This is a genomic window from Acinetobacter sp. SwsAc6 (genome assembly GCF_013391565.1).
GTDB lineage: Bacteria > Pseudomonadota > Gammaproteobacteria > Pseudomonadales > Moraxellaceae > Acinetobacter > Acinetobacter cumulans.
In genome coordinates this window covers 124,810-140,553 of the sequence record NZ_JACAXE010000003.1, presented here as the reverse complement: position 1 = coordinate 140,553, position 15,744 = coordinate 124,810, and the positions used below count along the sequence as shown (strand labels likewise).

12 protein-coding genes are annotated in these 15,744 nt (G+C 42.7%); 6 read left to right on the top strand and 6 right to left on the bottom strand.

Translation table 11 applies throughout. The features are described 5' to 3' along the window. Positions 1-291: 291 nt before the first annotated feature. Positions 292-1,233, top strand: coding sequence for a hypothetical protein (locus tag HYG93_RS03270; protein ID WP_178961845.1), 942 nt, complete (start codon positions 292-294; stop codon positions 1,231-1,233). A 65-nt stretch (positions 1,234-1,298) separates the two neighbouring features. Here HYG93_RS03270 and HYG93_RS03265 read toward each other — a convergent pair whose 3' ends face one another. Together HYG93_RS03265 and HYG93_RS03260 are read right to left on the bottom strand one after the other, a co-directional pair. Next, on the bottom strand, positions 1,299-3,014 hold the full coding sequence (locus tag HYG93_RS03265) for a cation acetate symporter (protein ID WP_120365482.1): 1,716 nt from the start codon (positions 3,012-3,014) through the stop codon (positions 1,299-1,301). Between the two features lies 1 nt (position 3,015). After that, positions 3,016-3,348, bottom strand: a complete 333-nt coding sequence (locus tag HYG93_RS03260) for a DUF485 domain-containing protein (protein ID WP_120364067.1) — start codon at positions 3,346-3,348, stop codon at positions 3,016-3,018. 183 nt (positions 3,349-3,531) lie between these two features. Between HYG93_RS03260 and HYG93_RS03255 the strand changes: the two genes are divergently transcribed. Together HYG93_RS03255 and HYG93_RS03250 are read left to right on the top strand one after the other, a co-directional pair. Beyond that, positions 3,532-7,029 (top strand): PAS domain-containing hybrid sensor histidine kinase/response regulator, encoded by a 3,498-nt coding sequence (locus HYG93_RS03255; RefSeq protein WP_106984225.1) that lies wholly within the window; start codon positions 3,532-3,534, stop codon positions 7,027-7,029. A 400-nt stretch (positions 7,030-7,429) separates the two neighbouring features. After that, positions 7,430-8,197: a hypothetical protein gene (locus tag HYG93_RS03250; protein WP_117006587.1), complete on the top strand. Its 768-nt coding sequence runs from the start codon at positions 7,430-7,432 to the stop codon at positions 8,195-8,197. Positions 8,198-8,329: 132 nt separating this feature from the next. Here HYG93_RS03250 and HYG93_RS03245 read toward each other — a convergent pair whose 3' ends face one another. After that, on the bottom strand, positions 8,330-8,980 hold the full coding sequence (locus HYG93_RS03245) for a response regulator transcription factor (protein WP_106984223.1): 651 nt from the start codon (positions 8,978-8,980) through the stop codon (positions 8,330-8,332). A gap of 375 nt (positions 8,981-9,355) precedes the next feature. Between HYG93_RS03245 and msuE the strand changes: the two genes are divergently transcribed. Both msuE and sfnG read left to right on the top strand, forming a co-directional pair. Beyond that, complete coding sequence (msuE, locus tag HYG93_RS03240; RefSeq protein WP_106984222.1) at positions 9,356-10,087, top strand: FMN reductase; 732 nt, start codon at positions 9,356-9,358, stop codon at positions 10,085-10,087. A gap of 27 nt (positions 10,088-10,114) precedes the next feature. After that, a complete protein-coding gene (gene sfnG, locus HYG93_RS03235) occupies positions 10,115-11,224 on the top strand; it encodes a dimethylsulfone monooxygenase SfnG (protein WP_120367330.1) in 1,110 nt (369 codons plus the stop codon). Positions 11,225-11,316: 92 nt separating this feature from the next. Here sfnG and HYG93_RS03230 read toward each other — a convergent pair whose 3' ends face one another. Further along, a complete protein-coding gene (locus HYG93_RS03230; RefSeq protein ID WP_106984220.1) occupies positions 11,317-11,517 on the bottom strand; it encodes a hypothetical protein in 201 nt (66 codons plus the stop codon). Between the two features lie 157 nt (positions 11,518-11,674). Between HYG93_RS03230 and HYG93_RS03225 the strand changes: the two genes are divergently transcribed. Further along, positions 11,675-12,289, top strand: coding sequence for a riboflavin synthase subunit alpha (locus HYG93_RS03225; RefSeq protein WP_106984219.1), 615 nt, complete (start codon positions 11,675-11,677; stop codon positions 12,287-12,289). A gap of 78 nt (positions 12,290-12,367) precedes the next feature. Here the strand turns inward: HYG93_RS03225 and HYG93_RS03220 are convergent, their stop codons facing one another. Then, positions 12,368-13,546, bottom strand: coding sequence for an acyl-CoA dehydrogenase family protein (locus tag HYG93_RS03220; RefSeq protein WP_106984218.1), 1,179 nt, complete (start codon positions 13,544-13,546; stop codon positions 12,368-12,370). A 198-nt stretch (positions 13,547-13,744) separates the two neighbouring features. Beyond that, on the bottom strand, positions 13,745-15,688 hold the full coding sequence (gene acs, locus HYG93_RS03215; protein WP_106984217.1) for an acetate--CoA ligase: 1,944 nt from the start codon (positions 15,686-15,688) through the stop codon (positions 13,745-13,747). Positions 15,689-15,744 lie beyond the last annotated feature (56 nt).

The following is a 15,744-nucleotide window of genomic DNA, read 5'->3' as shown; positions in this document are numbered from 1 at the left end:
TTTGGATGAAAAGAATTATGTTCATCTTTATCAATAAATATTTACATGATAAATTTCATAAATTGATTCATAGCATCAATATGCAATACAAGAAAATTGATTATTTTTTCTAAAAAATTCAATGCATGTCAAACTAAAATGAGAACACTTGTTATCTACAGATAATATATTTATTTATCAATATCTCATGAAAATTTTGCCCTTTTTCACCCTATTAATCCTCTTTATTTGTTTTTTATCTATTTATTTAATAAAACTTAATATTCATAAAAAATAATTCAGGGTACGGCTATGAATAAAAAACTACTTTTGGCAGCATTTATTGGCGCAAGCTTTTCTCTAAGTGGATGCGGAAGCTCCAGCAACGATGGCAACAATTCCAGCACAGACTCAGAACAGCCCGCTCCAAGCAATCCTTCACTCCCTACTATACCTGTTACTCCGAGCGACCCAACCAGCGATAAAGAAAAAATTGAAGCACAGGAGATTGCAGCATTTTTTCTTCATGCCATTACAGCTGAAACACTCAATAATGGCTTAATTGACCGACTGTTCTATCTACAGGAATATATGCTTGATGATGAAGCAGATAATTTAGACTGTTATAAAAAAACAGTCATATCTGGTAGCACTTTTACTTTAACAAAAGAGTGTACAGTGCCCTATGATGCAGGCTCATCCTTTAAAGGCTTATCTGGCTCCTTTAGTGAATCTGGAGATCCAGAAAGCAGTACTGGCTTGAATACCAAACTGGGTAACTTAAAAATTGATGTTGATGATGCTGTATTCACTGCGAATGGCACGCTGAATATTAAAGACAGTGCAAATACTGAGACACATAGTACAAATGATTTAGTCATTAGCTCTGAAGCAACTGGAAATAAATTCTATTTCAAAAACTTTATCCTGAAAAATACCGAAACCAGCTCAGCATTTATCAATAAAGCTTCTGGAGAACTTACAGTCACAGATAAAGACGGTCAGATACTGTATGCCGTTAGCTTCGATCAAGATTCTGATTGGAGCACATTAGCAGGAAACACTTACCCTACACTTGGAAAACTCAAAATTCAATTTAAAAATGACAGCACCCGTTACCTGACATTGACTGCCTTAACAAACAAAGATAATGCAACTTACTATGCGCAGGCAGGCACAGGTACGCTCGAAGATAATGTGACAAAAGCTTGGAAAGACATCATTATCAGTCCTGCAAAATATAAATTACCTTGAGCGTATAGACATTCCTTTTCGCAATAAAAAAGCCCCTCACTAGGGGCTTTTTTAAGGTGTTCAGATTAGTGATCTGAAGCACCAGAGATACCCATACCTGTTTGTGAACGTACATACTGAGCATCAAATGCTTTACGTTCTGCTTGCGCTTGTGCTGAGTTATCCGTTACAGAGAACAACCAGCAGCAGATAAACGCCAAAGGCATTGCAAAAATTGCTGGACCATTGAATGGGTTCACCGCAGTTTCTGAAATAGCCAAAGTATCTACCCAAACTGCTTTAGACAGAATAATCAATACAACAGCAGTAATTAGACCCACCAAGCCGCCAATCACTGCGCCACGCGTTGTTAAGCCTCTCCAGAACATAGAGAGTACAAGCACTGGGAAGTTTGCACAGGCAGCAACAGAGAATGCTAAACCCACCATGAATGCAACGTTTTGTTTTTCGAACAAAATACCCAAAATCATGGCAAAAATTGCTAGACCTAAAGTGGCAATTTTAGACATGCGTAGTTCAGATTCAGGTGTTGTTTGACCTTTTTTTAATACGTTCGCATACAAGTCATGAGAAATTGCTGACGCACCTGACAGTGTCAAGCCCGCAACAACTGCAAGAATTGTGGCAAATGCAACTGCTGAAATAAAGCCCATGAACAAGTCACCACCCACTGCATCTGCAAGGTGTACGGCTGCCATGTTGTTACCACCCACAAGTTCTAACTTGCCAGTAACTGCCATTTTTGCAACATCAATGAATTGTGGGTTGTTTGATACATAAAGAATCGCACCAAAACCAATGATGAAGGTTAATAGGTAGAAGTAACCAATAAAGCCTGTTGCGACAACCACAGATTTACGTGCTTCTTTCGCGTCTTTTACCGTGAAGAAACGCATAAGAATGTGCGGTAAACCAGCTGTACCAAACATGAGTGCTAAGCCTAATGAAATCGCATCAATTGGATTGGCCGCTAATTTACCAGGGCCCATAATATTTGATGCTTCAGACAGCGTAATCTCATGCACTTTTGCAAATACTTGGATCGACTGAGTGAACATTTCAGAGAAGCTAAAGCCCACGCCTTTCATGACCATAAATGCCATGAAAGTAGCACCAGACAATAACATCACGGCTTTAATAATTTGAACCCATGTTGTTGCCAACATACCACCGAAGATAACATAAGCCATCATGAGAAGGCCAACGATCACCACCGCAATATTGTAGTTCAAACCAAAGAGTAGTTTGATTAACTGGCCTGCACCAACCATTTGCGCAATTAAATAAAATGCAACAACAACAAGTGAACTCACCGCTGCCAAGGTACGTACTGGTTTTTCAGCTAAGCGAAATGACACAACGTCTGATAAGTTGAATTTACCCAAGTTACGTAAACGTTCAGCCACCAAGAACAATACAATTGGCCAGCCCACCATAAAGCCCAATGAGTACAGCAAGCCATCAAAGCCTGAGCTGAACACCATTGCCGAAATACCCAAGAATGACGCAGCTGACATATAGTCACCCGCAATCGCTAAACCATTTTGGAAACCTGAGATCCCGCCACCTGCTGTATAGAAATCTGCAGTATTGGTGGTTTGCTTGGCTGCCCATTTGGTAATGAAGAGCGTTAAACCAACAAAAATTGCAAACATGATGATTGCATGCCAGTTGGTTGCTTGTTGCTGTGCCTCACCCAAATCTGGGCCAGCCATAGCAACACTCGACATGAGCAGGGCTGGAACAGCCAACGCCTGCGCTTTCAATGAATTCCATTTCATCTTAGTGCGGTCCTTTTTCCTTCGCAATCGCCTCAACTTCTCGCATTGCTTCTTCGTTTAATTGGTCTAGTTTGTTGTTGGCAATGTACGAATACACGCCACACAAAAGAAAAGACAACACAATAATGCTCAGTCCTAATGGCATACCAATCGTGGTGACACCACCACTCACAGATGTCATTAGAAATTCTTTGTTGTAGCCAACCAGCAACATGAAACCGACATAAACCACTAACATGATGATCGTTAGTGTCCAACTAAGATTACTTTTCCTGCGCACCATCTCTTTAAATTTTGGATTTTGCAGAATGCGTTCAACCTGAACTTCATCCATAATTACACTCCTGACACCCGACCTTGGGTGTTAACTTTTTTTAATTCGAATTATTACCTGCACAAAGTAACAAGCTTCTAGGGCTGCTGTAATTTAGACTTTGGTCGTTAAATTTTGACCATTTTCAATGGGAGCTGAGCAGATGCGGTATGATAAAGCCATGATTTATCTGCTGCAGACAATATGAACAGTTGGCTCATTATTGGGGTGCTCGCCCTTTATATCGCATTACTTTTTATTTGCGCCTTTTTTGGTGAAAAGCATGCCAGTCGCCTCAGCACACGCGGGCGTATGTTGCTGTTTAGCTTAACCTTAGGCGTTTATTGCTCGTCATGGACTTTTTATGGTGCGACGGGTGCGGCGGTGCGTGAAGGCATTATTTTCTTGCCTATTTATTTAGGGCCACTGCTGTTTGTTGCGGTAGGTTATGACATTTGGCGCCGTTTAGGACGTGTACGCCAACACCATGCAATTTCATCGATTGCCGACTTTGTGGCAGCGCGTTATGGTAAAAGTGGCCCCTTGGCGTCCTTAGTCACCATTTTAGCCGTCATTGCGATTATTCCTTATTTGGCATTGCAACTTCGTGCAATTGCTCTCAGTGCAGCTGTCATTTTAGAACCGACTGCAGGTGGCATTGCCTCAACCACCAATGGAGTACTGTTCCTCACAGGAATTTTGGCCATTTTAGCCATGATCTTTGGCACACGACAAATTGCCAACACCGAGCAACATGGTGGCCTCATGCTGGCTGTGGCCTTTGAGTCATTTGTGAAGCTTTTTGCACTATTGGCTGTAGCAGCCTTCTTTATGTTTGAAGCACCCGAAAATTTGCATCAAATTAGTCAAGACATCAGCATTACGTTTAAAGAAGTGCAAATGTTTGGCGTACCTGAAAGTTTTTGGGTACAAACTTTATTGGCAGCCTTGGCCATTATTTGTTTACCACGTCAGTTTCATGTGGCCGTGGTCGAACTCCGTGATGAAAAGCATATTCGTGGGGCACGCCGTTGGTTTGCCGTGTATCTGATTTTAACTACTATTGCTATTATTCCAATTGCCAGCTGGGCCTTACATGCAGCCCCTGCGTATTTAGCAATTCCAGATGTTGCTGTACTGTCTTTACCACTGAGCTATAGTCAAGATTGGTTAACGCTACTGGCCTTCTTAGGGGGCTTTTCTGCCTCAACAGGTATGCTATTGGTGTCCTCTGTTGCTTTATCAATCATGCTCAGCAATGACTTGATTATGCCTGCACTTTGGCGCACCAACATTTTGGCTCGTCACGATAAACGCTTGCCACTGGTACTAAAATTTACCCGTCGCGTATGTATTTTAGCCGTGATGCTGTTGGGCTTTTTGTTCTTCCATTTCTTCAATGATATTGATCAACTGTCTGTATTTGGTCTCTTGGCCTTTAGTGCAGTTGCGCAGTTCGCACCTGCACTGATTGGTGGCTTATATTGGCGTGGTGGTAGTAAACAAGGCGTGTATGCAGGTCTGCTCACTGGCTTTGCCATGTGGGCCTATACCTTATTATTTCCAACTGTTTTACGCAGTTTGCCTGCACCCTTTGAAGCGTTAAGCCAACAAATTATTCAAGATGGCCCCTTTGGCATTAACTGGTTACGTCCTGAAGCCTTACTCGGTTTTGAGTCTTTTGATCCGCTTACGCATGGTGTGGTCTGGGCCTTAGGTCTGAACATCCTGTTGTATATTTGGGTATCTCGTATTTTCCGTCCAAGCATTGCCGAGCAAATTCAGGCCGAAAGCTTTTTCTATTACGAAACCAAGCCACTGCCGTCGCACAATGCTTCTAGTGATATTAATTATTTACACCACGACGTTGCACGCTTAAAAGTCGGTGATCTATTGACACTCGCAAAACGAATTACTGGTGAGGGTCCTACCCTACGTGCCTTCCAACAATTCTGTACGCAAAACAATGTCACCCTCAATGAAAACAGTAGTGCCAATGGCATGTGGTGGCGTTTTACCGAGCAATATCTTGCGGGTACGATTGGCGCGGCCTCTGCCCGTACTTTGCTGACCACAGCGATGGTCAACAACGGTCTGGCTTTAGGTCAGGTGGCCAATATTTTAGACCAAGCTTCACAGTGGCAGCGCTTTAACCAAAACCTCATCATGACCATGATTGACCACATGACCCAAGGGGTGAGCGTGGTCGATGAAAATATGTGTTTGGTGGCATGGAATAACCAATATCTCAAGCTTTTTGATTATCCAAAAGATATTGTCTATGTTGGTTGCCCAATTTCAGACCTGATTCGTTATAACGCCGAGCGCGGTGAATGTGGTCCTGGTTCGATTGAAGAACACGTCCGTAAGCGAATTCATTGGATGCAAGTCGGCAGTTCGCATGAATTTGAACGGATTCGTAAAGATGGTCGTGTCATTCAGATGCGCGGTAATCCAATTGAAGGTGGTGGCTTTGTGACGACTTTTGCTGATATTACCGCATTCCGTGAAAACGAAGCTGTACTTGAAGCACGTGTACAAGATCGTACTCAACAATTGGCGGATGCACTATCTGAACAACAATTGGCACGTGAAGTGGCCGATAAAGCCAATATGTCGAAAAGTCGCTTTATTGCAGCGGCCAGCCATGACTTATTACAACCGATGCATGCAGCTCGCTTATTTAGTACAGCCTTAGAGCAAAGTGTGCAAAATGATGAAGACCGTCGCACCCTACAACAGCTTGATCGCGCCCTACACGGTGCAGAAAGCATGCTGTCGGCTTTACTTGATATTGCACGCCTAGAAGGCGGTACGATTCAGCCGAAGCGTCAAGCTTACCCGTTGCATGACTTACTCAGCGATTTAGAATTACAGTTTAAATCGATCGCAGCGCAACGTGGCATTCAGTTTAAAGTGCATGATGTTCAATTCTGGATTGACACAGACCCACAATGGATTCGACGGATTATTCAAAACTTTGTGAGTAATGCACTGCGCTATACCGCGCGTGGGCGCGTGGTGGTCGGCGTATTACGCTCGAGCACTCAGCCACAGCATATTCGTATTGGGGTGTGGGACACTGGCCCTGGGATTGCAGAAGAACAACGCATCAAACTCTTCCAAGAGTTTGAGCGCTGTGGCCATACCTCACCTTGGGGTGAGCAAGGCTTAGGTCTGGGCTTGGCGATTGTCCAACGGATGACCAGCTTACTCGACTACCCTGTGCATGTGTATTCAGATTTGGGCAAAGGCTCATGCTTTATGATTGAAGTGCCTTTGGTTGAAGCACCTAAAGTGGTGGCTGCCCCTGTACAAGCAGTACCACTACGTACCAAAGCCTATAAAATTTTATGCTTAGACAACGATGAAACCATTTTGGAAGGAATGTCGACCTTACTGACCAAATGGGGTTATCAAGTCTTTAAAGCCACAGAACCCGAGCAAGCTTTGGCCATGATTGAACAAGAAAATATTCAAGTTTGGTTGGTCGATCAGCATTTAAATAATGGTAAGATCGGACTCGACTTTATCTTGAATAACCGCCAAGAAAATGTCCCGACTGCGCTGATTACGGCGGACTCTGATCCAGAATTACCGCAGCGCCTCAAAGAGCACAATATTGTATTGCTGAAAAAACCGCTGAAACCTGCATCTTTACGTTCTTGGCTGTCTGGCTTAAAAATTTCCAGCGCTGATTAAGCTGAAAATTTCGCGTCATCAAGGCCTATTTCAATCCTCTGAAATAGGCTTTTTTGATTATCACGATGTAATCATCTCGACGATTGGCTGGAGTTTTATGCAAATGTGCATAAAAGCTCAAAAAACATGCAAACACAAACAGATTAATTGACCAAAAATATCAAAATCTATTTACCTATGGCGAAATATAACTTCATTTTAAGTGAACAGTTGTACACTTACTTACAATTTTTTAAGTGATTGTTTAAGCAATTATTTTTTGTAAATTTTGTTATTTTTAATACTTTAGTCGTATTTTTTTTAAACAATAAAAAGCTCAAAACACAAGTAAACAACGGCCTCATTTTTTGCTCACTGTTCAGCTTAATATCAGGCTCATCCCATTCAGAGGAATTTCGCTATGGACATGTCCAAAGATCTAGCACAAGGTTTAGCCCAAACACAGCAATTTCATCGCCAATACGGTGCCAATGCACTACTCCCCGAAATTAGCTGGACTGAAGTTTTTGATCACAGCAGCTTAGCACCAGAACAAGTACAAGCACTTGAAGTGCTGTATCAAAGTGCTGTTCCCCTAGCACTACAAGTATTTGAAGAACTTAATTTTGATGTATTTACACCGGCTGCCTATAAACCACAAGGTTTAGGTTTGTTTGATCGTTTGGCCGAGCAAGAACAAGCGCTGTTAGCACGCTTACAGGCCGAATCAAAACATTTACCTACAGCAGTACATCATCAAATTTGGAGTATGTTACTGCGTGGTGGTGCCGTATTGGTGTTTAAAGCATGGCTGGGCAAAGTGAAAACTGGCCTTAACCAAATAGATACCACACAGTTTGATGAATTATCTGACTTACTGTTTATTAAGACTTCGCCTTTTGAGTTGGCGGGCTATTTAGATGTCGATATTAATTCCAAACAAGACCATATTTTCCTCATGCAAGGCCAAGATGTTTATCTTGATCGTTTTAATAGCCTCGAAACGGCCGCGCTCTTTGTAGACTTGGGTGTATATGATGCAGCCTTTTTAAGCCTACGCGATGACCATGTGGCGGCTTACTTAAAAAGTAAGGGCTATGTGACGGATGAACAAATTGAAGAACTACAATGTGCCTTAAATCCACTGTTTTGTACGGACTTAAATCCAAAACAAAATTATGTGGTTTAAGCGAGCCCTGATTTAGACTGCGCTAGCCACACTGAACCTATAAAAAAAGACCTCGGATGAGGTCTTTTTTTATCAGTGCCTTGTTGGCTGCATGTGCGAAAGTACGCGCACGCTTCACACCATCAAACAGCCTTACATTTTTTTATCTTCAATATTTAACGCATTAATAGCCAATACCGCTTGAGTACGATTTTGTACCCCCAATTTACGGAAAATGGCTGTCACATGCGCTTTAATGGTCGCTTCTGAAACATCGAGCTCATAGGCAATTTGTTTGTTGAGCAAACCTTCTGCCACCATCATCAATACACGGAACTGTTGAGGCGTCAGTGATTGAATACGTTCTGCTAATGCGGTTTCATCTGCCGCACGCGGGTCAAATGCAGTACTACTTGGCAAGTTTGGCGGTAACCAGATATCACCTTCCAAAACTTGACGAATTGCTTCACCAATATGGCTTGGATGCGCTGATTTTGGAATATAGCCCATTGCACCATGTGCAATCGCACGATGAATAATCGAAGATTCTTCATGTGCAGAGACCACGATAATTGGAATTGCTGGATACTGTGCACGGACATGCACCAAAGCAGAAAAACCTGAAGCACCGGGTAAATTTAAATCCAGTAAAACAAGATCTGGCTCTGCGCCACTTTCTAAACGTTCATAAAATTCATTGACTGCAGCAGTCTCATGAATTTGAGCCTGCGGTAGACTATAACGAACAGCCTGAATTAAAGCATGACGAAACAATGGGTGATCATCAACGATTAAAATATTCATAAGCAGCGTGAGAGATCTTGTGCACAATAGCCCTATTCTAACCACACAAGCTCTATTTAGGATATGCAGGAACTCACTATTTTTAAAAGAATATGCTTTTTTTCACCTGAATTTATCTACTTTTCTTCAATTTCTCTAAATCTGCATTTCTAATCTTTTTTTTTTATAAATTTTATCAAGCACATGAAAATACTTAGTAGCTAAAAATATAAATTTAAATTTCAACTAATTAATAGGTATTTATCTGGCTATAAATACCATAAAAACTTATATCTCAAAAACAGATAACTTTTCGTCTTTTCCTTATTTTACAGAAATTAGCCTGATCGGCCTTAATGATTGTTATTCCGAGCTAACCCATTTTCAGGTTAAAAAATGTCAAATGTAAATCTACAAAAACCACTCAATATTGTTGCTGTATCAGGTGGTCTCAATAATCCTTCAAAAACTGAAGCTTTGGTTCAAGCGATTTTAGATGAACTGGCAGATGCCACACCAATCAATGTGCACTTTATTAAATTTAGTGAAATTGGCCAATTATTGGGTGGCGCAATTTACCGTAATCAATTGCCCCAACGTGTGCAAGATGACTTGGCTGCCGTAGAAGCTGCTGATGCGCTGATTGTGGGTACACCAGTTTATCGCGCTTCATTTACAGGATTATTCAAACACTTCTTTGACTTTGTAGAACAAACTGCATTGGTCGATGTACCAGTATTGCTGGCAGCATCTGGCGGTTCAGAGCGTCATGCTTTGGTACTCGAACACCAGTTACGTCCATTGTTTAGCTTCTTCCAAGCACAGACACTGCCAATTGGTGTGTATGCAACAGATCGCGACTTCACACCTGAATACACCATTCATAGCGAATTACTGCGCGAGCGTATTACCTTAGCCGTAGCACGTGCTTTACCTGTACTTGAGTGGGCACCTGCCAAAGGTCTTCGTGCTGAAGCCGTTAAAGAAAAATCTCAACAAGCCAATCAGAACTTAGGTATTAACAAACAAATTGAACAAGCCGAAGTTCTGCCTTCAGCCGCTGTTCCAAGTTTAGATGCTGCTGAAGCGCGCTTACATCATAAAAAACCAAAGACACACGTCGCTTAATCTTGAGCTCATTCGAGGGTATATGCCATGTCAAAGAATAATCAGAACATCACATTTGCATACTGGGTTCCCAATGTAAGTGGTGGCTTAGTGGTGAGCCAAATTGAACAACGCACCGATTGGAGCTATGACTACAACGTGCGCTTAGCGCAAGCCGCTGAAAAAAGTGGCTTCGATTATGCCTTAACGCAAATCCGCTTTACAGCTGGCTACAATGCAGAAAATCAGCATGAGTCTGTGAGTTTTAGTCATGGCATATTGGCAAAGACCGAGCGCCTCAAAGTGATTGCAGCGATTTTACCCGGTCCATGGAAACCCGCGCTGGCGGCGAAACAGCTGGCAACCATTGATCATCTCACTAATGGCCGTATTGCCATTAATGTGGTGAGTGGTTGGTTCCGTGGGGAGTTTGATGCAATTGGTGAAGAATGGCCTGAACACGATCAGCGCTATGCACGCTCAGAAGAATTTATTCGTAGTTTAAAAGGCATTTGGACACAAAATAACTTTAGTTTTGATGGCAAGTACTATCAATTTAAAGACTATACCTTAAGCCCAAAACCACTACAAAAACCACATATTGAAATTTTCCAAGGTGGTAGTTCACGTGCAGCCCGCGATATGGCTTCACGGGTATCAGATTGGTACTTTACCAATGGCAACACCCCTGAAGAGCTGAAAAAACAAATTGATGATATCCGTGAAAAAGCCAAAGCCAACAACCATCAAGTCAAAGTTGGGGTCAATGCTTTTATTATTGCCCGCGATACCGAAGAAGAAGCAAAAGCTGTCTTGCAAGAAATCATTGATAAAGCCAATGTAGAAGCAGTAAATGCCTTTGGTGATGCCACCCGTGAGGCAGGTGCAGCCACGCAAGAAGGCGAAGGCAACTGGGCAAAATCAACTTTTGAAGATTTAGTTCAGTACAACGATGGTTTCCGTACCAATTTAATCGGTACTCCACAACAAATTGCCGAACGTATTGTGGAACTTAAAAGTGTAGGCGTAGATTTAATCTTATCGGGCTTTTTACACTTTATTGAAGAAGTCGAATACTTCGGTGAAAAAGTATTGCCATTGGTGCGCGAGTTGGAAGCACAGCAGCAAATTCCAGCAAAGGCGGTCTCAGTCGCTTAGCAAACTCAACACACCCTAATAACGACTATAATTTTGGCAATTGTGATTTGTTCCTCCAAGGCTCGGCTTGGAGGATTTTTTATTGCGCACTTTTATTTATTTGCACTGTGTTTTGAATCGTCACAGGCCTGTTTTAAGCCTTGCATTGCATCTGGTGCCATTGGTGCAGTCATCATACCACGGTAGTTCATACAGGCTTGGCTTTCTTGCATCACTTGAGGCTGAGTACTGGCACAGCCATAAATGAGCATCGCAGTACAACTCAAAAACAACATCTGAAATAGCTTGTTCATCCTCAACTCCCAAAATAGTTGACTTTCGAAGTGTATACCGCCCTACTGTGCTGGCCTACTTTAAAACCGTAAAATTTCCGCACAATTTTCAACACCAAAGCCACAAAATCCATTTACACTTAAAACGCTACACATTCAGCTCAAAGGAAATCTGCAGATGTACACAGGCATTGTTCAAGGCTTAGAAAAAATTCTAGACATCCGCCAGGGGGATGGCTTTATTACATTGGTCGTTTCCAATGATCACAATTTTTTCCATGATGTTTTTATCGGTGCCAGTGTTGCGCTCAATGGGACATGCCTGACTGCAACGCAGATCGATTTAGCTGCCAATCAAGTGCATTTTGATGTTTCAAATTTAACGCTTAGCTTAACGACTTTAGGAAGTCTCAAAACTGGCGATGAAGTCAATATTGAACGCTCTGCCAAAGTGGGGGCTGAAAATGGTGGCCATAATCTGTATGGACATATTGAAGGCATGGCTACTGTCAAGCAGCTGAGTCGTACAGGTGATACCGTGCATATTGATATTGAAATTCCACAGGGCAATATCAAATACTTTTTTTTAAAAGGCTTTATTGGCCTCAATGGTTGTAGCCTCACCGTCAACCGTGTAGACCGTGATGCCTCAGAAATATCCATTGACTTGATTCCTGAAACACTACGCCTCACCACATGGAAAAATGTCAAAGCTGGCGATGCTGTGAACTACGAAATTGATCAAACCACGCGTACGTTGGTGGATACCTTAGAAAATATCCACCGTCGATAAAACCTACGTATCGCTTCATTTTTTACAATGCAAAATTAAAAAAGGGCTTCAATGAAGCCCTTTTTTGCATAGCAACGTTTAAGAATAAAAGCTTGGATCGGGTACTTTGCCTGTCAGTACCCACTCACCAATTTCCTGATATTTATAATCAATGGGATCATGCAAGGTTTGTGTACGCACATTACGCCAAAAACGGTCTAAATTCAGCTTGGCTGTGGTGGCACGTGCACCCATCACTTGGAAAATATTCTGGGTAATATTTAATGATGCATTGGTGGCTGCAATTTTTGCCGTGGCAATAGCAACAGACACTTCACCACGCTGTGCTGCTGTTAAGTTTGCACCTACATCCCAAGCCGCTTGCAATTGATCAATCGCTTTGTGCGCCAGCAAACGTACGCTTTCGAGCTGTACATAAAAATCTGCAAAGTGTTTTTGGGTATAGGGATCATTCACCGCATTTTCAGCTAAAGATTTTGACCATGCCTTTTGCGTTTGCACGGTCTCTATTGCTGTTTGATATGCACCTTCTGCCACGCCCAAAAATAAATGCACAAAAATCAGCTGTGCAATCAGTGGACGTAGGCTGGAATACGGCGTACTGAGTGGCCCTGGATTTAACAACAACTCACTTTCATGAATTTTCACTTGTTCAAAATGACTGGTGCCACTATCCGTTTGGCGCTGTCCCATATTGTTCCAATCACCTAAAAAGCTCACGCCTTCACGTGCTGTTGGAATTACTCCAATTAATAATTTGCCTGCATCGTTATAACCCGAGCAGAGTAAAATGTCGGAATCGATAGAGCCTGAACAAAAGCTTTTATCGCCCTGAAAGACGTATTCTTCTGGCGCAGTTTTTACCGCGGTTGTGCGACGGTCTAAAGGGTTTAAAGTATTGCCCCAAAACAAATTTTTCGCTGCCGTTTGTTTAAACCATGCGCCATATTGCTCAGGCTGGGCAAAGAGCTGCACCGTGGCAATCAATAAGTGATGAAAGCCATACACATGTGCCAAAGAACTATCAACACGAGCAATGGTTTGTATGGTTTTAAAAATCTGTTGCCAGCCAGCATCTTGGCCACCATATTCACGTGGAATCGACAGCGATAACAAACCACTTTGACGGATTAAATCACGCTCATGCTTTGGGTTTCCGCCCTGCTTATCACGTGCCGCCGCTGTTTTTGCAAACTCATCAGCAAGTTGTTGTGCAATCTGTAGAGGGTCTCGCGACAAAGGCGTTGAAGCATTCATATTATTCAAATCTAATGTTCTCGTTCTATCCAAGCTTAACAGAGCACTTAGGCCTGATTTATATCAATGCCTGCTGTACTTATTCTAAAATTAAAAATGCTGCCATGACGGCAGCATTTTTCTAATCTCCCCAATTCAGTGTTCGTTGCCATGACTGAGTCAGAATTAAAGCTAAAAGCAGAATTTCGCTGTTATCGCCTAGCCTTTAGATTGAACCTCAGCAATTAGCTGATCCACCACGGCAGGATCTGCCAGCGTCGAAGTATCGCCTAAGCTATCTAATTCATTGGCTGCAATTTTTCTAAGGATACGGCGCATAATTTTTCCCGAACGGGTTTTAGGCAAAGCTGGTGCCCAATATAAAGCATCAGGTGTCGCGACAGGGCCCAATATTTTACGCACCCAAGCCACCAATTCTTTACGTAGCTGCTCTGACTCAGTCGCATCTGCCTGTAAGGTCACAAAGGCACAAATCCCCTGTCCTTTAATGTCATGAGGCATGCCCACTACAGCTGATTCCGCAACCAATTCATGTGCTACCAAAGCACTTTCTATTTCTGCTGTACCCAATCGATGCCCTGAGACATTGAGTACATCATCCACCCGCCCTGTAATCCAGTAATATCCATCTTCATCTCGGCGTGCACCATCGCCCGTAAAATAGGTGCCCGGATAGGTCGAGAAATAAGCCTCAATAAAGCGTGCAGGATCACCCCAAATGGTGCGCATTTGCCCTGGCCATGAATCCTTAATCACTAAATTGCCTTCAACTGCACCTTCTAGCTCTTTGCCTTCCGCATCCACAATGGCAGGTTGTACACCAAAGAATGGCCGTGTTGCTGAGCCGGGTTTCAAGTCGGTTGCACCCGGCAAAGGTGTAATCATGAAACCACCTGTTTCGGTTTGCCACCATGTGTCCACAATTGGACATCGGCTTTCACCCACTACTGTGTAGTACCAATTCCAAGCTTCAGGGTTAATTGGCTCCCCTACTGAACCCAGTAAACGTAAGCTACTGCGGTCACTTTCGCGTACAAAAGCATCGCCTTCACGCATCATGGCACGAATGGCCGTAGGCGCTGTATATAAAATCGTGACATTGTGCTTATCAATTAAATGCCCTGTACGCGCCCATGTTGGGTACTGAGGTACACCCTCAAACATGACTGTGGTTGTACCATTCGATAATGGACCATACAACACATAGGAATGCCCTGTGATCCAGCCCACATCAGCCGTACACCAAAATACATCGTCTTGTTTAAGGTCAAAGACTTCACGGAAAGTGGTGTTTACATAAGTTAAATAGCCACCTGTGGTATGCAACACCCCTTTGGGTTTTCCTGTAGAGCCCGAGGTATATAAAATAAAGAGCGGATCTTCTGCATTCATTGGCTCTGGTGGGCAAATGTCATTCACCGACATAATTTCCATGTGATACCACAAATCACGCTCAGGCTTCATGTCAATCGGATTACCTGTACGGTGCACCACCATTACGTGTTCAACCGAGGACGTCCCATCAATGCGCAAAGCCTCATCCACATTTTCTTTTAAAGGAATGGGTTTCCCGCCACGCATACCACAGTCAGCAGTAATGACCATTTTGGCTTGACTGTCTTCAATACGGCTGGCCAACGAATCAGGAGAAAAGCCACCAAATACCACACAGTGCACTGCACCGATACGAGTACATGCTAGCATCGCAATGGCTGCTTCTGGCACCATTGGCATATATAACACCACGCGATCGCCTTTACCCACACCATGTTTTTTTAGCACATTGGCAAAACGGCAAGTTTCATCATGTAATTCTTCAAAAGAAATAATTTTATGCCGTGAAGGATGATCACCTTCCCAAATAATTGCAGGCTTATGCGGATGCTCTTTTAAATGCCGATCCAAGCAATTGGCACTAACATTTAATTGACCATCGGCAAACCATTCGATTTTAAAATCATCTTGCGCAAAGCTGGTATTTTTTACTTGGCTAAAGGGTTTTATCCAGTCTAAACGCTGCGCTTGTTCTGCCCAAAAAACCTCAGGTTGTTCAATAGATTGTTGATAGCGCTTAAAGTACTCAGCCTCGGTGACACGAGCGGTTTTTTTAAAACTTTCAGGTACAGGATATCTTTCTTTCATATTTTACTTCCTTGCTCTTATGCATCTCATCACGAGATGTGCTGCCATTTTTTTGC

What these genes read in the sequence shown, in the direction of transcription:
- HYG93_RS03270 (WP_178961845.1), top strand. Translation starts at nt 292, where the DNA reads ATGAATAAAAAACTACTTTTGGCAGCATTTATTGGCGCAAGCTTTTCT.
- HYG93_RS03265 (WP_120365482.1), bottom strand. Translation starts at nt 3,014, where the DNA reads ATGAAATGGAATTCATTGAAAGCGCAGGCGTTGGCTGTTCCAGCCCTG.
- HYG93_RS03260 (WP_120364067.1), bottom strand. Translation starts at nt 3,348, where the DNA reads ATGGATGAAGTTCAGGTTGAACGCATTCTGCAAAATCCAAAATTTAAA.
- HYG93_RS03255 (WP_106984225.1), top strand. Translation starts at nt 3,532, where the DNA reads ATGAACAGTTGGCTCATTATTGGGGTGCTCGCCCTTTATATCGCATTA.
- HYG93_RS03250 (WP_117006587.1), top strand. Translation starts at nt 7,430, where the DNA reads ATGGACATGTCCAAAGATCTAGCACAAGGTTTAGCCCAAACACAGCAA.
- HYG93_RS03245 (WP_106984223.1), bottom strand. Translation starts at nt 8,980, where the DNA reads ATGAATATTTTAATCGTTGATGATCACCCATTGTTTCGTCATGCTTTA.
- msuE (WP_106984222.1), top strand. Translation starts at nt 9,356, where the DNA reads ATGTCAAATGTAAATCTACAAAAACCACTCAATATTGTTGCTGTATCA.
- sfnG (WP_120367330.1), top strand. Translation starts at nt 10,115, where the DNA reads ATGTCAAAGAATAATCAGAACATCACATTTGCATACTGGGTTCCCAAT.
- HYG93_RS03230 (WP_106984220.1), bottom strand. Translation starts at nt 11,517, where the DNA reads ATGAACAAGCTATTTCAGATGTTGTTTTTGAGTTGTACTGCGATGCTC.
- HYG93_RS03225 (WP_106984219.1), top strand. Translation starts at nt 11,675, where the DNA reads ATGTACACAGGCATTGTTCAAGGCTTAGAAAAAATTCTAGACATCCGC.
- HYG93_RS03220 (WP_106984218.1), bottom strand. Translation starts at nt 13,546, where the DNA reads ATGAATGCTTCAACGCCTTTGTCGCGAGACCCTCTACAGATTGCACAA.
- acs (WP_106984217.1), bottom strand. Translation starts at nt 15,688, where the DNA reads ATGAAAGAAAGATATCCTGTACCTGAAAGTTTTAAAAAAACCGCTCGT.